At 63.1% G+C, this 17144-nt stretch carries 18 protein-coding genes; 7 read left to right on the top strand and 11 right to left on the bottom strand.

The window, feature by feature from the left end; translation table 11 throughout:
• Positions 1-13: 13 nt before the first annotated feature.
• The 5 genes from nuoN (at position 14) to AWB77_RS19450 (ending at position 3696) form a co-directional block, all read left to right on the top strand.
• Positions 14-1486, top strand: coding sequence for an NADH-quinone oxidoreductase subunit NuoN (gene nuoN / locus AWB77_RS19470; RefSeq protein ID WP_061136104.1), 1473 nt, complete (start codon positions 14-16; stop codon positions 1484-1486).
• A complete protein-coding gene (locus AWB77_RS19465; RefSeq protein WP_061136103.1) occupies positions 1486-1806 on the top strand; it encodes a DUF2818 family protein in 321 nt (106 codons plus the stop codon). Before nuoN ends, AWB77_RS19465 begins: the two co-directional genes overlap by 1 nt.
• Positions 1807-1856: 50 nt before the next feature.
• The gene (locus AWB77_RS19460) at positions 1857-2456 is read left to right on the top strand and encodes an NUDIX domain-containing protein (RefSeq protein WP_061136102.1); all 600 of its coding nucleotides are present in this window, start codon (positions 1857-1859) and stop codon (positions 2454-2456) included.
• Positions 2457-2646: 190 nt separating this feature from the next.
• Entirely contained in the window at positions 2647-3096 is a 450-nt protein-coding gene (locus AWB77_RS19455) for a DUF1178 family protein (RefSeq protein ID WP_061136101.1), read from the top strand.
• 138 nt (positions 3097-3234) lie between these two features.
• Positions 3235-3696: a MaoC family dehydratase gene (locus AWB77_RS19450; RefSeq protein ID WP_061136100.1), complete on the top strand. Its 462-nt coding sequence runs from the start codon at positions 3235-3237 to the stop codon at positions 3694-3696.
• Here AWB77_RS19450 and AWB77_RS19445 read toward each other — a convergent pair.
• Genes AWB77_RS19445 through AWB77_RS19415 form a run of 7 tightly spaced genes read right to left on the bottom strand, consistent with a single transcriptional unit; the run spans position 3685 to position 10833 of the window.
• Complete coding sequence (locus AWB77_RS19445) at positions 3685-4908, bottom strand: acyl-CoA dehydrogenase family protein (protein WP_061136099.1); 1224 nt, start codon at positions 4906-4908, stop codon at positions 3685-3687. The two genes, AWB77_RS19450 and AWB77_RS19445, sit on opposite strands and share 12 nt — an antisense overlap.
• Positions 4905-6008, bottom strand: a complete 1104-nt coding sequence (locus tag AWB77_RS19440) for a phosphotransferase (protein WP_061136098.1) — start codon at positions 6006-6008, stop codon at positions 4905-4907. The genes AWB77_RS19445 and AWB77_RS19440 overlap by 4 nt, the downstream gene beginning before the upstream one ends.
• A 21-nt stretch (positions 6009-6029) precedes the next feature.
• Positions 6030-6755 carry a histidine phosphatase family protein gene (locus AWB77_RS19435; protein WP_061136097.1) on the bottom strand — a complete coding sequence of 242 codons (726 nt, stop codon included), beginning with the start codon at positions 6753-6755 and terminating at the stop codon, positions 6030-6032.
• A gap of 3 nt (positions 6756-6758) precedes the next feature.
• Positions 6759-7547: an oxepin-CoA hydrolase, alternative type gene (locus AWB77_RS19430; RefSeq protein ID WP_061136096.1), complete on the bottom strand. Its 789-nt coding sequence runs from the start codon at positions 7545-7547 to the stop codon at positions 6759-6761.
• Entirely contained in the window at positions 7544-9085 is a 1542-nt protein-coding gene (locus AWB77_RS19425; RefSeq protein ID WP_061136095.1) for a 3-hydroxyacyl-CoA dehydrogenase, read from the bottom strand. The genes AWB77_RS19430 and AWB77_RS19425 overlap by 4 nt, the downstream gene beginning before the upstream one ends.
• A gap of 40 nt (positions 9086-9125) precedes the next feature.
• Positions 9126-10307 (bottom strand): pyridoxal phosphate-dependent aminotransferase, encoded by a 1182-nt coding sequence (locus tag AWB77_RS19420; protein WP_061136094.1) that lies wholly within the window; start codon positions 10305-10307, stop codon positions 9126-9128.
• Between the two features lie 46 nt (positions 10308-10353).
• Positions 10354-10833 (bottom strand): putative toxin-antitoxin system toxin component, PIN family, encoded by a 480-nt coding sequence (locus AWB77_RS19415; protein ID WP_061136093.1) that lies wholly within the window; start codon positions 10831-10833, stop codon positions 10354-10356.
• Between the two features lie 56 nt (positions 10834-10889).
• Between AWB77_RS19415 and yaaA the strand changes: the two genes are divergently transcribed.
• Together yaaA and AWB77_RS19405 are read left to right on the top strand one after the other, a co-directional pair.
• Positions 10890-11669: a peroxide stress protein YaaA gene (yaaA, locus tag AWB77_RS19410; RefSeq protein ID WP_061136092.1), complete on the top strand. Its 780-nt coding sequence runs from the start codon at positions 10890-10892 to the stop codon at positions 11667-11669.
• Between the two features lie 31 nt (positions 11670-11700).
• The gene (locus AWB77_RS19405; protein WP_061136091.1) at positions 11701-12861 is read left to right on the top strand and encodes a M14 family metallopeptidase; all 1161 of its coding nucleotides are present in this window, start codon (positions 11701-11703) and stop codon (positions 12859-12861) included.
• Between the two features lie 93 nt (positions 12862-12954).
• On the opposite strand, the gene AWB77_RS19400 is transcribed toward AWB77_RS19405, so the two are convergent.
• The 4 genes from AWB77_RS19400 to AWB77_RS19385 form a co-directional block, all read right to left on the bottom strand.
• Positions 12955-13551: a BspC domain-containing protein gene (locus AWB77_RS19400; RefSeq protein WP_061136090.1), complete on the bottom strand. Its 597-nt coding sequence runs from the start codon at positions 13549-13551 to the stop codon at positions 12955-12957.
• 147 nt (positions 13552-13698) lie between these two features.
• Entirely contained in the window at positions 13699-14373 is a 675-nt protein-coding gene (locus AWB77_RS19395; protein ID WP_061136351.1) for an energy-coupling factor ABC transporter permease, read from the bottom strand.
• A gap of 68 nt (positions 14374-14441) precedes the next feature.
• Positions 14442-15251: a response regulator transcription factor gene (locus AWB77_RS19390; protein WP_061136089.1), complete on the bottom strand. Its 810-nt coding sequence runs from the start codon at positions 15249-15251 to the stop codon at positions 14442-14444.
• Positions 15252-15442: 191 nt separating this feature from the next.
• Entirely contained in the window at positions 15443-16657 is a 1215-nt protein-coding gene (locus AWB77_RS19385) for a DUF2863 family protein (RefSeq protein ID WP_061136088.1), read from the bottom strand.
• Between the last annotated feature and the right edge of the window lie 487 nt (positions 16658-17144).

Genomic DNA, 17144 nt, shown 5'->3' with positions numbered 1-17144 from the left:
AAACTAAAAGATCATGCAAAACGCTCCTATGAGTATGTTGTGGCCCGACGCGGTTCTGATGGCCGCCGTCGTCATCGCCTGGTTGAACGACACGATGTTCGGCCCGAAGAGCCGTCACACGACGTATCTGATCGCGCTCGTGTCGACGATCGTCTGCGGCGTGTGGTTCGCAATGACCGCGCTCAATCCGACGCCGGCTTATTTCTTCACGCGCATGTACATCGTCGATCCGTTCGCGAGCGCGATGAAGGCGGTCGTGTGTCTCGGCTACGCGGTGTCGATCATCTATTCGAAGAAGTATCTGGAAGATCGCGACCTGTTTCGCGGCGACTTCTTCCTGCTCGGCATGTTCTCGCTGCTCGGCCAGTGCGTGATGATTTCGGGCAACAACTTCCTCACGCTGTATCTCGGTCTCGAACTGATGTCGTTGTCGCTGTACGCGGTGATCGCGCTGCGTAAGGACGCGCCGCAGTCGAACGAATCGGCGATGAAGTATTACGTGCTCGGCGCGCTCGCATCCGGCTTCTTGCTGTACGGCATCTCGATGATCTACGGCGCGACCGGTTCGCTCGAACTGAACGAAGTGCTGAAGGCCGTGGCATCGGGCCGCATCAATGACGCGGTGCTGTTGTTCGGCGTGATCTTCATCGTCGCGGGCGTGGCGTTCAAGATGGGCGCGGTGCCGTTCCACATGTGGGTGCCCGACGTCTATCAGGGCGCGCCGACAGCCATGACGCTGCTCACCGGCGGCGGCCCGAAGGTCGCGGCTTTCGCGTGGGGCTTGCGCTTCCTGGTGATGGGCCTGCTGCCGCTCGCGGTGGACTGGCAAGAGATGCTCGTGATTCTCGCGGCGCTCTCGCTGATCGTCGGCAATATCACGGGTATCGTGCAGAAGAACATCAAGCGGATGCTGGCGTACTCGGCCATCTCGAACATGGGCTTCGTGCTGCTGGGCCTGCTCGCCGGCGTGGTCGACGGGAAGCTTACGGGCGCGGCGGGCGCATACAGCTCGGCGATGTTCTACAGCATCATCTATCTCGTCACGACGCTCGGCACCTTCGGCGTGGTCATGCTGCTAGCGCGCCGCGACTTCGAAGCCGAAACGCTCGAAGACTTCAAGGGCCTGAATCAGCGCAGCCCGGTGTTCGCGTTCGTCATGATGATCATGATGTTCTCGCTCGCCGGCATTCCGCCGACGGTCGGTTTCTACGCGAAGCTCGCCGTGCTCGAAGCGACGATGAACGCCGGTCTCACGTGGCTCGCCGTTCTCGCCGTGATGACCTCGCTCGTCGGCGCGTTCTACTATCTGCGTATCGTCAAGCTCATGTATTTCGATGCACCGCAGGACGCATCGCCGATCGTCGCCGGCGGCCTGAACCGCTCGCTGCTCGCGTTCAACGGCCTCGCCGTGCTGGTGCTCGGCCTCGTGCCGGGTCCCCTGATGTCGGCCTGCCTCACGGCAATCTCGCACACGCTGCCGCTGTAATGTCGGCGGCAGGCTGGTTCATCGTGCTGTTGGCGCTCGTCCTCGCCAACGTGCCGTTTCTGAATCAGCGCCTCTTCGCCATCGTTCCGTTGCCGCTTCCGGCGGCGCCGGGACGCAAGGCGGCGAAGAAGAGCGCGTGGATTCGCATCGGCGAACTCGTCGTTCTTTACTTCGTGGTCGGCGCGCTCGGCTTTATGCTCGAAGCGCGCGCCGGCAACCGATTCGATCAGGGATGGCAGTTCTACGCCATTACCTTCAGTCTCTTCGTCGTGTTCGCCTTTCCAGGCTTCACGTATCAATATCTCGTCAAACGCCGCTGACGGCTTCGCGCCCTTGGCGGCTTGTTTGCTTCGAAAGCACAGGGCTCAAGATGGCAGATCAATCCTCGATTCCCGGCAACGACGACGGCCTCGTTGAGAAGAAGGTCGAAAGCGTCACGCTGCACGAGGGCAAGTTCCTCACGCTCAAGCGCGATACCGTCGAATTGCCCGATGGCAAACATGCGACGCGCGAGTTCGTCGAGCATCCCGGCGCGGTGATGATCCTGCCGGTGTTCGACGATGGCCGCGTGCTGCTGGAACGCCAGTTCCGTTATCCGGTCGGCCGCGTGCTGCTGGAATTTCCGGCGGGCAAGCTCGATCCGAACGAAGACGAACTCACTTGCGCGAAGCGCGAGCTGCAGGAAGAGACCGGCTACACCGCGCGGGAATGGACGTTCCTCACGCGCATCCATCCGGTGATTTCTTACTCGACGGAATTCATCGACATCTATCTCGCGCGCGGCCTGAAGGCGGGCGACGCGAAACTCGATGAAGGCGAATTCCTCGAAACCTTCATCGCCGACGAAGCGCAATTGATGAGCTGGGTGAAAGACGGCAGCATCAGCGACGTGAAGACGATCATCGGCGCGTTCTGGCTCGAGAAGATCCGCTCGGGCGAATGGGAGCAGGGCGAGACGATCAGCGGCTGATTTTCAGTGACGATCGACGCAAAAGCGGCCTCGACGGCCGCTTTGTCGTTTTCGCGTCGTGAAAGCGTCGCGCGGGTCGAGCGGCTAGAATGGATGCTTCGCCGCCCGGCGATCTCGCGATCCTTCAACTATGCGAACGATCGTTCAAAAAGCGCGTTTCTGAGATAAACTCCACCGAAGCCCCATCAGCATGAAGGTCCTCGATTTAAAGTGCTCGCACGAACACCGGTTCGAAGGCTGGTTCGCCTCGACCGAAGAGTTCGAATCGCAGTTGTCACGCAAGCTGGTTGCATGTCCGGTGTGCTCGACGACGGATGTGAGCCGTGTGCCGTCGGCGCCGCGCCTGAATCTGTCGTCCGCGCGCGGTGAAGCGCCGCAGCAGTCCGCGCAGGCTCAGGCCGCGCCGGAACCGCAGGCATTGCAGGCGCGCGCGATGCAGTTCATGCGCGCGTTGATCGAAAAGACCGAAAACGTGGGCGACCGCTTTGCCGAGGAAGCGCGGCGCATTCACTACAACGAAGCGCCGGCGCGCAACATTCGCGGCGTGACGACGCCCGAAGAAACGCACGCTTTGCTCGAAGAAGGCATCGACGTCATGCCGTTGCCCGTTCCGGACGCATTGAAGGAGCCGCTGCAGTAAGCGTTGCGCGCGGCGTCGCTTCTGGCTCCGGCCGGGCCATGAGGAGACACCGCGTATTGCCCGACGCCGCTCGTGCGCATTCCGGGCAACCGCGTTCTCCATTGCCAACAGTCGCCGTCATGGAAAAGGGAGAACCGCATGCAATACGCCTTCGAGGATTTCGATATCGGCAGCGCCGTTCAGTTGAGCGCGCATACCTTCACGCGAGAAGAGATCGTCGGCTTTGCCGAACGTTACGATCCGCAGCCTTTTCATCTGTCGGAAGCGGCGGGCGAGGCGTCGCATTTCGGCGGGCTCGTCGCGAGCGGATGGAACACGTGCTCCGCGATGATGGGCATTCTCGTGCGCGACATGATCGGCGACTCGACCTCGATGGGCTCTCCCGGTCTCGACAATATCCGCTGGATCAAGCCCGTGCGCGTCGGCGATACCGTGCGGCTCACCGTGCGCGTGCTCGACAAGCGCGTCTCGAAGAGCAAGCCGGATCGCGGCATCGTGCAGACGCGCTGGGAAGCGCACAACCAGAACGGCGAACTCGTGCTGACCGTCGATTCCGCCGCGCTTTTCGGCTTGCGCAATCCGGGCGCTTCAACCGCCTGACGCGTGTTTCCCGAGTTCGAGCTTGGCGATTGCATTGCGATGCACTTCGTCGGGGCCATCGGCTAGACGCAGCGTGCGCGCCGACGCATACGCGTACGCGAGCGGGAAGTCGTCGCAGATGCCGCACGCGCCGTGCGCCTGTATCGCCCAGTCGATGACCTGACACGCGACGTTCGGCGCCACGACCTTGATCATCGCGATCTCGCCGCGCGCGCCCTTGTTGCCGGCGGTGTCCATCATGTACGCGGCCTTGAGCGTCAGAAGCCGCGCCTGCTCGATCATGATGCGCGCCTCGGCGATGCGCTCCTGCGTCACGCCGTGTTCCGCGATTGGCTTGCCGAACGCAACGCGTGAGAGCGTGCGCTTCGTCATCAGTTCGAGCGCACGTTCCGCGAGTCCGATGAGACGCATGCAATGATGAATGCGTCCCGGCCCGAGCCGGCCCTGCGCGATCTCGAAGCCGCGTCCTTCGCCTAGCAAGATGTTCGCTGCCGGCACGCGCACGCGATCGAGCGTGATGTCCATGTGGCCGTGCGGCGCGTCGTCGTAACCGAACACGTTCAACGGCCGATGCACCGTGATGCCGGGCGCGTCGGCGGACACGAGAATCATGGATTGCTGCGCGTGTCTCGGCGCGTCCGGATCGGTCTTGCCCATCACGATATACACCTTGCAGCGCGGATCGCCCGCACCCGACGACCACCACTTGTGACCGTCGATGACATAGCTGTCGCCGTCGCGCGTGACGCTGCATCGAATGTTGGTCGCATCCGAGGACGCGACTTCCGGCTCCGTCATCAGAAACGCCGAACGAATCTCGCCGCGCAGAAGCGGTTCGAGCCATTGGGCTTTCTGCGCTTCGGTGCCGTAGCGTTCGATCGTCTCCATGTTGCCCGTATCGGGAGCGCTGCAGTTGAAGACCTCGGGCGCCCACGGCACGCGGCCCATGATCTCGCACAACGGGGCGTATTCGAGGTTTGTCAGGCCCGCGCCGCGCGCCGATGCGGGCAGAAAGAGATTCCAGAGTTCTTCGGCGCGCGCATTTTCTTTCAGGCTTTCGATGAGACGCGTCGGCAGCCACGCGTTGCCAGCCGCGCGATTCGCCGCGATCTCTTCGGCATAAGCGCGTTCGCTCGGATAGATGTGCGCGTCGAAGAAGGCGAGCAACTTCTCGCGCAACGCCTGCACCTTGGGCGTGTAGTCGAAATTCATGCGTTCGCCTCCACTTTCTGCGCGTAGGCCCAGGCGAGCTCGGCCATCGGTCGCGCGCGTTTGCCGGCATCGACGGCTTGCGCGCTCGCGGCGGTGCCATCGACGACGCGTTTCATGATTCCTTGCAGAATCGCGGCGATGCGGAACATGTTGTACGCGAGATAGAAGTCCCAGTCGCCTTCGATCGAAAGGCCGGTGCGTGCGCAGTAGCGCTCGACGTATTCGGCTTCGTCGGGAATGCCGAGCGCGGCCCAGTCGAGACCGGCGATGCCGCGAAACTGCGATGGATCGACATGCCAGGCCATGCAGTGATACGCGAAGTCGGCGAGCGGATCGCCAAGCGTCGAGAGTTCCCAGTCGAGCACGGCGAGCACGCGCGGCTCGCTCGGATGAAAGATGAGATTATCGAGCCGGAAGTCGCCATGCACGACGCTCACGCGCGCGTCCTGCGTCTGCGGAATGTGGCGCGGCAGCCAGTCGATCAGGCGATTCATCGCGTCGATCTTCTCCGTTTCCGACGCGACGTATTGCTTGCTCCAGCGTCCGATCTGCCGCTCGAAATAATTGCCCGGCTTGCCGTAGCCCGAGAGTCCGGCGGCTTCGACATCGACCGTATGCAGCGCCGCGATCACGCGATTGGTTTCGTCGTAAATCGCCGCGCGCTCAGAGGGCGTCATGTTGGGCAGCGACTGATCCCACAGCACGCGGCCCTGCACGAACTCCATGACATAGAACGCACGGCCGATCACGCTCTCGTCCTCGCACATCGCGAGCATCCGCGCGACGGGAACGTCGGTGGAAGCGAGCGCGTGCATCACACGATACTCGCGCTCGATCGCGTGCGCGGACGGCAGGAGCTTCGCGGCCGGCCCCGGCTTCGCGCGCATCACATAACTGCGCGCGGGCGTGACGAGCTTGAACGTCGGGTTCGACTGGCCGCCCGCGAACTGCTCGATGCTCAAAGGACCGCTGAAGCCATCGATGTGCGCGGCGAGCCACGGCACGAGCGCATCGAGATCGATGCGCTGCTTGTCCTGCACGGGACGCGTTCCTTCGAACGCGGAGAAATCGGACTGCTTGTTCTGTTCTTCGTCCTGCATCGTCTCCTCCTGGCTACCGCTTCAGTTCATATCGCCGGCCTTGTAGCGCACGAATTGCGCGTAGAGCAGTTCCATCGTCGTGTTGCGCACGTCGGCGTGCAGCGGCGAGGGCGGCGAATGGTTGATCGCATGCACGACCCAGTCGGACGGCTTGTCGCCGACGTCGAGCGCGTTGATGCAGCCCGTCGCCTGCGACAGATGCCCGAAGAACGCGCGCCCGCCCGCGGTGATCGCATGCGAAAGCAACGCGCGATTGACGCCGCCGTGCAGCACGAGCAGCACCGTGTCCCACGTGCGATCGTCGCGCAGACGCGCCATCGCGGGCAATGCGCGGTCGAGCAATTCGCCGATCGTCTCGCCGCCGAGAAATCGCGTGTCTTCGGGCACGACGCCATCGAACACGGAGAGAAAGGCGCGCTCGATGTCCGACACGGTGAGATCTTTCAGCTTGCCGCCGCGAATCTCCTGCCACGCGGGCCACACTTCGATGTCGATGCGCTGGCCCGTCGCGTCGAGCACGCGTTGCGCGGTTTCCATCGTGCGCGGCAATCCGCTCACGATCACGCGATCGAAGCGCACGTTTTGCGCGGCGAACTCGCGGCCCGCCGCGCTCGCTTCCTCGCGTCCGCGCGCATTGAGCGGCACGCTTTCGGGATCGATCGCGCGGCCGCTGTCGTCGAAATAAGTCACATCGCCATGACGCATCAGGAAGATGCGCCGGCGCTTGGGCAATTCGTAGTGAGCCATGACTCAGCGATAGTTCGGCTGGCGCTTTTCGAGGAACGCGGTGATGCCTTCGAGCGCGTCGCCGTGATGCAGCGCATCGACGAAACTGTCGCGTTCCATGTCGAGATGCGCGGCAAGCGGCTGCACGTCGGCCGCGTTGATGAGCGACTTGATGCGCGCCATCGCTTTCGGCGACACGCCGCCGAGATCGTCGGCCCAGGCGATGGCTGCATCGAGCGCGATGCCTTTCTTCGTCAGCCGGTTCACGACGCCGACTTCATGCAGACGCGACGCGCCGATCGGCTTCGCTTCGAGCAGCACTTCGCTCGCGAGCGTGCGCGGCAGCGCGCGCGAAAGGAACCACGATGCGCCGCCATCCGGCGTGAGGCCGACGCGCGCATACGACATGACGAAGCGGGCGTCGTCGGCGGCGACGATGAGATCGCACGCGAGCGCGAGCGAAAAGCCCGCGCCCGCCGCCGCGCCTTCGACGGCCGCAATGATCGGCTTCGTCGACGAGCGCAGCGCGCTGATCCATTCCGCCAGCATGTCGATGCTTTCGCCTTGCACCGACGGATCCTTCGCGCGGTTCTCCAGCAGGCGATTGAGGTTGCCGCCCGCGCAGAAGAAGTTGTCGGCGCCGGTGAGCACGATCGCGCGCACGCTGTTGTCGCGCTCGGCCGTGTTTAGCGCCTCGATGCCGGCCGCATACATGTCCGGATGCAGCGCGTTGCGCGCGCCGGGATTGGACAACTTGAGCACGAGCGTGGTGTCGCTGCCCGCGGGACGGTCTGTCAGTAGTTCGGCGCTCATCGGCGCTCCTCGATATGGGTAAGCGAAAGTCCGAGCTGCGCGCGCCGCGCGAGCCAGGGCGTGGGCCGGTAGCGCGGGTCGCCGAGCACGGTGTGGATGTTGCGCAGGATCGTGAGGATGGTGCTTGCGCCGAGCGTGTCGCCGAGCGCGAGCGGGCCGTGCGGATAGCCTAGACCGAGCATCACGGCGAGATCGATGTCCTCGGGCGTCGCGATGCCTTGCTGCGCGATATCGCAGCCGATGTTTACGATCGTCGCGACGACGCGCTGCGCGACGAAGCCGGTCGAATCGCGGATCACGGTGACAGGCACGCCGTCGAAGGCGAAGAGGGCGTGCGCGCAATCGCGCATCGCGGGCGAGGTCGCGGGCGTCGTCATGATCGTGCGGCGCGCGACGGTATCGAGCGGAAAGAGCGTATCGACGGCGACGACGCGCGTGGCATCGAGATGCTCGTTGACGGCGGCGGTCGTCGCATCGAGACCGAGCGGCGTCACGACGATGAGCGAATCGGGTTCGGGCGTGTGGCCCGCATCGATATGCACGGAGCAATCGCACTTCGCGATGAGCTTCAGCACTTGCTCGCGGCCTTCGTGCGACGCGCGGCTGATCCACACGCGCGTGGGCAACTGCGTCGGCGCGGCGGGTTCCGGCGGCACCTCCTGCTTGCCTTCGACGTAACGATAGAAACCTTCACCCGCCTTGCGCCCGATGAGCCCGCCCGCGAGCCGCGTGCCCGTGATCGGCGATGGCTTGAAACGCGGCTCTTCGTAGAACTGGTGATAGATCGATTCCATCACCGGATGCGAGACGTCGAGCGCGGTGAGATCGAGCAATTCGAACGGCCCGAGGCGAAAGCCGGCCTGCTCGCGCATGATGCGGTCGATGTCCGCGAAGCTCGCGACGCCTTCGCTCGCCACGCGCAGGCCTTCGGTGTTCATGCCGCGCCCGGCGTGATTGACGATGAAGCCCGGCATGTCCTTCGCGCGCACCGGCGTGTGGCCCATGCGGCGCGCGAGGTCCATCAGCGCGTCGCCGGCGCGTGGATCGCCGCGCAGTCCGTCGATGACTTCGACCACGCGCATCAACGGCACCGGATTGAAGAAGTGAAATCCCGCGACGCGTTCCGGATGCGCGCAGCCGGCGGCGATCGCGGTAATCGACAGCGACGAAGTATTCGACGCCAGAATGCAGTGCTCCCCGACGACCGCTTCGAGTTCGCGGAACAGCTCGCGCTTGATGTCGAGATTCTCGACGATCGCCTCGACGACGGCGTCGCAATCCGACAGCTCGCCCGTGTCGCCCGCATCGAGGATGCGGGCGAGCGCGGCGTGCGCGTCGGCTTCCTTGAGCTTGCCTTTGGCGGTGAGCTTCGAAAACGTCTCCGACAGAGACGCACGCGCGGCGGCGAGCGCTTTCGGGTTCGTGTCGTAGACACGCACGTTCAGTCCGCCGAGCGCCGCGATCTGCGCGATGCCGCGCCCCATCGCGCCGCTGCCGACGATACCGAGTGTTCGAATCGTGAAGTCTTGCGTACTCATGTTCCGTTCGACTCCTGGTTGTGGCGCGCGCGCCGAAGGCTCAGAGCTTCGCGAGGCGTTCGAGCGCGAGTGCGAGCGTTTCTTCCTTCTTCGCGAAGCAAAAGCGCACGACGCCGGATTCATGACTCTCGTGATAGAACGCCGAAAGGGGAATGGCCGCGACGCCGATCTCGCTCGTGAGCCATTGCGCAAAGTCCGCTTCGGGCATGTCGCTGATCTTCGAATAATCGACGCACTGAAAATACGTGCCTTCCGACGGCAACAGCGAGAAGCGCGTCGTCGCGAGCCCTTCGCGGAAGAAATCGCGCTTCTTCTGATAGAACGCGGGCAGTTCGAGATACGGCTTCGGGTCTTCGAGATAGTGCGCGAGGCCGATCTGCATCGGCGTGTTCACGGTGAAGACGTTGAACTGATGCACCTTGCGGAATTCGGCCGTCAGCGCGGCGGGCGCGGCCACGTAGCCGATTTTCCAGCCCGTCACATGAAACGTCTTGCCGAAACTCGACACCACGAAACTGCGCTTCGCCAGTTCCGGATAGCGCGCGACGCTTTCGTGCGGCGCGCCGTCGTAGACCATGTGCTCGTACACTTCGTCGGAGAGAATCAGCACGTTGGTACCGCGCACGATCTCCTCGAGCTTTCTCATGTCGTCGGCGTGCCACACGCGGCCAGTCGGATTGTGCGGCGTGTTGATCATGAGAAGGCGCGTCTTCGGCGTGATCGCGGCGGCGATCTTGTCGAAGGGCAGCGCGTAGTCGGGCGCTTCGAGCGACACGAATACAGGCTTGCCGCCCGCGAGTTCGATCGACGGCACGTAGCTGTCGTACATCGGCTCGATCACGATGACTTCGTCGCCCGGATGCACGCAGCTAAGGATCGCCGTGAGCAGCGCCTGCGTCGCCCCGGCGGTCACGGTGATTTCGGTGTCGGCGTTGTACGCGCGGCCGTAAAGCGTGTCGATCTTGCGCGCGATCGCATGTCGCAAGGGCGCGGCGCCCGCCATCGGCGGATATTGATTGTGGCCGTCGCGCATGGCGGTTGCGACCGCATCGACGATGCGCGGGTCGCAATCGAAGTCGGGAAAGCCCTGGCCGAGATTGACCGCGCCTTTTTGCGTCGCAAGCGCGCTCATCACGGTGAAGATGGTCGTGCCCACATTGGGCAGACGCGACGGGAAGGACAGCTCTGACGGAACCGGCGGCAAATCGTGCGTGGCGTTCATGGTCGGATGGGCGTGGATTTAGGCTCGCGACTATTTTAAGACACCGTCAGCCGATGGCCGCCTGTGCCTCGAATTCGAGAACGAACGGTTTAGGCTCGGCGATACGAAACGCGAAGTCGCGCGCGACGCGCCGCGCGAGCTTCAACACCGCGCGATCCTTCGACACGAGCCACTGCGCGCCCGATGCGTGCGCGAGTTCGAGAAACTTCTGGTCGTCGCGGTCCTTGCATTTGGGCAGCGGGCGCGCGTTTTCGTCGATGTTCGCGGCGACGAGCGTCGACAGGCGCGCGACGCTTTCGAGCGCCGCCGTTTTGTCGACGGCCATGCGCACGAACTGTGGATAGTCGAGCACACGCGTGAGCTCCCTGAGACAACGCTCGTCGATCAGCGCTTCGAGCGTGCGAGCGACAAGCGCGGCGTGAATCGGGCGCGTGGCGGGGTCGTCGAACACGAGGATGTCGATCCACACGTTCGAATCGAGCACGACGCGTAGGGCGCCGGGCTGCGGCGCGGCGGAATTGTCCATTCGATACAATCAGGGGTTTATGCCAATGATCGCCGGCGGCGTGCCGGCGAGCCTCCATGATAATCGTTCTCTCGCCTGCCAAATCGCTCGACTACGAGACGCCCGCCCATGTCAAGAAGCACACGCTGCCGCAATTCGTCGATGACGCCGCTGAATTGATCGGCGGACTGCGCGAGCTCTCGCCGCAGCAGATCGGCGGCATGATGGGCATTTCGGACCAGCTCGCGGCGCTGAACTTCCAGCGATACGCCGACTGGTCGACGACCTTCGATGCGCGAAACTCGAAGCAGGCGGTGCTCGCCTTCAACGGCGACGTGTACGAAGGCTTCGCCGCAAAGTCGCTCTCGGCGGGCGATCTCGACTTCGCGCAGAATCATGTGCGCGTGTTGTCGGGCCTGTATGGCTTGTTGCGGCCGCTCGATCTGCTTCAGCCGTATCGGCTGGAAATGGGCACTAAGTTTCCGAACGCGCGCGGCAAGGACCTGTACGCGTTCTGGGGCGAGCGCATCACGTCGGCCCTCAACGAGCAACTGAAGAAGCAGCGTGGCGCCCGCGTGCTGGTGAATTGCGCGTCGGAGGAATATTTCAGGTCGGTCAAGCCAAAGCTGCTCGCGGCGCCGGTCGTCTCGCCCGTGTTCGAGGACTGGAAGGGCGGTCGCTACAAGATCATCAGCTTTCACGCGAAGCGCGCGCGCGGGATGATGGCGCGCTATGCGGTGGAAAATCGCATCGACGAGCCGGAGGCGCTCAAGGGCTTCGGCAGCGAAGGCTACAAGTTCGACGCGAAAGCATCGAACGATACAACATACGTATTTCGTCGCCGCGTCGCGGATTGAGACCGCGCGGCAAGCACGCAAGGAAACGCAGATGACACTCTCCATTTCAAGCAACTTCGACGCAGGCGCGATCGAAGTCCTCAACGCCGACGATCCCGCCGATATTCGCCTGCGCATCCGTCCCGATTCGCACGCGGACTTCGCTCAGTGGTTCTACTTTCGCGTGTCGGGCGCGCGCGGCGAGCGTCTCGTGATGACCTTCGAGAACGCGGCGCAGTGCGCGTTTCCCGAAGGCTGGCGCGACTATGAAGCGGTCGCGAGCTATGACCGCGTGAACTGGTTTCGCGTATCGACGGAGTACGACGGGAAGGTGATGAAGATCGATCACACGCCCGACTTCGACCGCATCTACTACGCGTACTTCGAGCCGTACAGCGAGGAGCGTCATTCGGAGTTTCTCGGCGCGGTCCAGCAGATGCCGCTCGCGACGCTGACTGAACTCGGCAGCACCGTTCAGGGCCGGCCGATATCCGTGCTCTCGCTCGGCATTCCCGATTTTGGCGACGCCGAGCCGAAGAAGAAAGTGTGGATCATCGCGCGTCAGCATCCGGGCGAGACGATGGCGGAATGGTTCGTCGAAGGGCTCGTGAAGCGTCTCGCGGGCTTCGGCGACTGGGCGGGCGATCCGGTTGCGCGCGCGCTCTTCGAGCGGGCCATTTTCCATATCGTGCCGAACATGAATCCCGATGGCAGCGTGCTCGGCAATCTGCGCACGAACGCGGCGGGCGCGAACCTGAATCGCGAATGGATGGAGCCGAGCGCGGAGCGCAGTCCCGAAGTGCTCGCGGTGCGCGAGGCGATCGAGGAGACGGGCTGCGACATGTTCTTCGACATCCACGGCGACGAAGCCATTCCGTATGTGTTCGTCGCGGGCTCGGAGATGCTGCCGGGTTTCACCGAGCGGCAGGCGAAGGAGCAGAAGGCGTTCGTCGATTTCTTCAAGCAGGCCAGCCCGGACTTCCAGGACGTTCACGGCTACGAGTCGAGCAAGTATCAGACGGATGCGCTCAAGCTCGCGTCGAAGTACATCGGCAACGAGTACAAGTGTCTGTCGCTGACGCTGGAGATGCCGTTCAAGGACAATGCGAATCTGCCGGACGAGAGCGTCGGCTGGAACGGTGCGCGCAGCGCGGCGCTTGGCGCATCGATGCTGCAAGCCATTCTGTGGCATCTGCAGTCGTTCGGCGACTGAGCGCGCGCCTTCTGCGGCCGATGTGAAAAAGGGCGTGGCCGCTTCATGCGGCCACGCCCTTTTTGACTCTGTGCCCTCGGCGGAAGGGGCCGACTAATGCTTCTTGCTCGTTTTTTTGGTCGACTTGGACGTGCTCTTTGTCGCACTCGACTTGGTCGCCGTTGATTTACCTGCTGTCGACTTGGTCTTCGCGCCATGCTTGCCCTTCGTGGCGCGCGACGCGTGCGGTTCGGCGCGCGGGCGCAACGGCGGTACGGGATCGTTCCAGCCAAACGCCAGCATCTGGCTGCCGACATAGCCGCAGCGGAACTTGAGCGGAGTGGGATCGCGCTCGCCGTTCTTCGGCATGCCCTGACCTTCGACGGTCACGACGTTGTCCACTTTGATGCGCTGCTTCTTCTCGTCGAACGAATCGTTCCAGGGTTCGATTGCGGAATGCGTGGCATCGAACGAATCGGGTGGGAATTCGACGTGATCGAAAGCCGAAGACGTGCTGGCGATGAAGTTGCCATGCGCGGCGCAATCCGCGACGAGCGGGTTGGCCTTGAAATCGGTGACGAAGTGGTGAATCAATTCATTGCGCTCGTCGAGCGAATCGGCAAAAGCGGACACCGCGCATGCCAACGATGCGCATACCGCCAACCGGCCGACGAGCCGCAGGAGCCGGCGCGGTGCGTAGTTACTTTCCATCAAGTCTGGCGCTAAGAAGACACGGCCAAGTAAGATGCGCCGTGTGGGGAAGGAGTTCAATCTTATCGTACTTTGCGCGCACGCCCATCGCCCGGAATCCGATATCCAGGCATTCCGATGGCAAAGCGCCGATACGTTTTGCGAAACCTAGACGCGTGGGCCGCGATCGAGTCGATAGCGGCGCACGTCATACGTGGTGATCCACGCGGGTTTGTAGACCGTGATGAGAATGGTGAGGAGGCCCGTAAAGAGCGCTTCGCCGGCGCCCAGCAGCAGCGAGCCGCGCGTAAACGCGGGAGGCACGATCACCGGGCCGCTCGCCAGCGCCGCCTCGAGCAGGATGGTCGCCCCACATGCCGCCGCCACCGCAGCCGCCGACGTGATGAAGCCGTGTCCGGCGATGAAGGTGAAGAGATTGCGCGGCAAGCAGACGTTGCTCAGCCGTTGCAGCAGCGTGGAAACCGCAACGGGCAAAGCGCCGAAGAGAAGATACGTGGTCGCGACCGAGAGCCATGAAGCATCGAGCACGACGGCGGCGAGACCTGTTGTCGCGGCCGTGCCGATGAGCGCAAGCCGCCAGTCGAACAAGGTGACCATCAGCGTCGCGCCCAACAGATGGATGACGGGTCCGTCGTCGAACCATGCGTTACACGCCCACAGCACCGAGATTGCAACGATGACACCGAGCCAGACGTTCTGCAGCGTCGCGTCCTGGAGACGCGCGAACGGACGCTGCATCAGCGCGAGAGCGAGCAGTCCCGCGGCAACGATCCAACTGCCGACGGTCAGCCAAAGCGGTAGCGGTGTGTAGAAGAACCCCATGCCTTGCATATTACTCGTTGCGCGTAAAACGTGTGCGCAAAGGACGGACCCATTCGCCGCGTTTGTTGCTAGAACGTCGAGTCGGGCTCGGCGGCCATTGGCACCGCGGCCGCGTCGCTATCCAGAAGCGACGGGTAGCGCGTCCGTGGCCGTCGCAGGGGAATCACGCACGCCTGACCCGGCACGGCGCGCACAGTATGCTCGTTTCCGCTGCGCAGAATTTCGAGGTGCGTGTTCTGCACGCCGTTGTAGATCGCGACAGCGGCTGCACGATTGGTCGCGCCAAGCTGCTGGAAGATGCTTGCAAGGTGGATCTTCACCGTGCCTTCGCTGATGCCGAGCGTCTTCGCGATCATCTTGTTGGTGCTTCCCATGTGCACGCAGCGCATGATCTGCTGCTGCCGGGGCGACAGCGTCGGATGATGGCGAATCCCGTGCGGCAGCCCGGCGTTTTCGCGGATGCGGCGCGCGGTGAGCTCGAGTGTCAGCTCGGGGTCGACGACATCGGGCGGAATATAGTGCCCGCCGACGAGCACCATCTCTAGTGCGCGAAGGATCAGGATCGGATCCAGTGCCCTCGGGATCACGCCTTTCGCGCCGACGCTCATTAGCGCATAGACCAGCGCGGCGCTGCAGCGGTCGACCACGATGGCCGCGGGCACGCCAGGGGCCTCGTCGAGCAGGAGCTGCAAGTCTGCCGTTCGCGACTCGGGCGTCCAGTCGATCACGATCATGTCGGGAGTAGAGCGTTTCAAGGCGGAACGGGCTTGTTTCCAGTCCTTCGCCTCGGTGAATTGCGCCTGTCGCGCAACGCGGCGCAGCAATGTTCTAAGGCCCGCCCGGCGCTCCGCGTCGGAACCAATGATGTTGATTATCATTCTTTACCTCTTGTCAATACACCCGTTACCCCTTGGCTCCGGGACTAGGCGCCGGGTCGAATCGGCGTCAGTGGCTATATTGACAAATTTGAGGTGATTTGGCCCCTCATCCGAATGGCATAGGCATAAATACACAAAACCCCGCTCGTGGCGGGGTTCTTTTTGCGTCAGATGACTGTCTTGAGTCAGCTTTAATGGAAATGTGGCTGCGCGGGCTCAGCATCTTCTGGCATTTCGGCGTGAACGATCTCACCGAGCGGATCGGCGTAGAGCGGCACGCCGCAGTCGTCGCAGAACTCCGGCTCGAAGCGTCCGGCGTGACGGCGCACGTCCGACACGCCAGTCTTCTTTAGCAATTCGACGATCTCTTCGACCGGTCCGTTCGCGCCTTCGAGATCGACAGGATCCTCCTCCATTCCGAGCTCGCCGTTTTCGCGCCCATAAAGCGGCCACACGACGCCGTAGATGACGTCGTTGCTGCCGCGCCGCGTGAAGCCTATGCGATATTCGTCGATGCGCCGTTCACCGAAGCCCGCGATGACCGCCCGCAGGTCTTGCGGCGCGGTGCCGAGCGTATCGAACAGGTAGCGGACCGCCGTGCGTACGGTGTGAGGGCGGACCTGTTCGTCGGCGTCGCGACATGCCGAGTAGTAGGCGTCGGGAAGCAGGCACTCGAACTCACAGCCCGGCAGGATGGCGGCGAAGCTCGGCCCGCCTTGCGCGGCCCACTGTTCGAGGCACTGACCGCGCTCGGCACGGCTGCCGTTTTCCTCTTCCTGCCAGCGAAAGAAAGCCGATCCGGCCGGCACGACGACCAGAGCCAGCAGGAATCGCGGATCGGCGAGAATCGGCGAGGTCTCGGGAAGGTCGGACAGGTTCAGGCGTGCGACGCTGCCGTTCGTCACCGTTTGCAGCAGTTGTTGCGCGAGGCGCGCCGTGTCGACGTGATGTCGCGGCAACTGGTCGATGCTGTAAAGATAGGGCGCCACGGCCACGCGCGCGTCGGCGGCAAGGACATGTGCTTGCATCTGCGCGCGCAGCGCGTCGACAGCATCGCCCTTGAGCGCGCCCGACGGGATCGCGTAGCGCGTCCAGGCGAGCACCGGTGCGGCGATGAGCAGAGCTTCGTGCGGCGCGCCGTCGATCTCGACTTGAAACGACTCGCTGTGCGTCTCCGCCATATCGGCGAGCGCGCCGTAGGCGTCGGGATGATTCTGCTGCAGATGGTCGAGCGCGGCGTCGAGCGTCGTCTGGTTGCCGTTGCGTACGAGTTTGGCGATGAGCGAGTCGAGGCGGGCTTCCCAGAAGCGGTCCTCGACTCGGCTGCCGGACGCGAAGAGCGCGAGGGAGAGGCTGACGAGCTTGTCTGCATCCGGGGGAATACGTTTTGCGATTCGCGAGCGCATATCGATACTTGAATGAATTAGTGCGAGGAACCTTTGATTGTAGTCGCTCGGAGGATGCTTTTATCGTGTGGCGTTGCAGCACGTCGGTCGAGAGCTTTCTTGGAGCGGCTATTAAATTCTGGCGTTCCCCTTGCAGCGATGACTTTCGCTCTCTAGAATTCCCTTCCTTCGCGATTCGATGAACGCGAAGGAAGCGGGAGTTGGGGTGGTCGGCAAGAAAACGAAGCGAGAAATTCTTGTTGACACGAACCGAAGCGTTGTTCATAATCTCGTTTCTCTGCTGCTGATGCAGCGACGCAAGACGGTGGTTGGGTTTGACGGTCTTGCGATGTGCTCTTTAAAAACTAACAGCCGATAAGTGTGGGCGCTTGATGGCGAGTGCGGTTGCAGTGCTTAGGTGCTGCAGCAATAGCAAAAGTATCAAGAGTCTCACACGAAGTATCAGAGGAAGGTTTTTGTCTTAGGACAATAATCATCGTCAGTACGT

The organism is Caballeronia fortuita, from assembly GCF_001544835.2.
In the GTDB taxonomy this organism is placed as follows: Bacteria; Pseudomonadota; Gammaproteobacteria; order Burkholderiales; family Burkholderiaceae; genus Caballeronia; species Caballeronia fortuita.
Note: the sequence above shows the minus strand (reverse complement) of the source record. Positions and strands in the feature narration are given on the sequence as shown.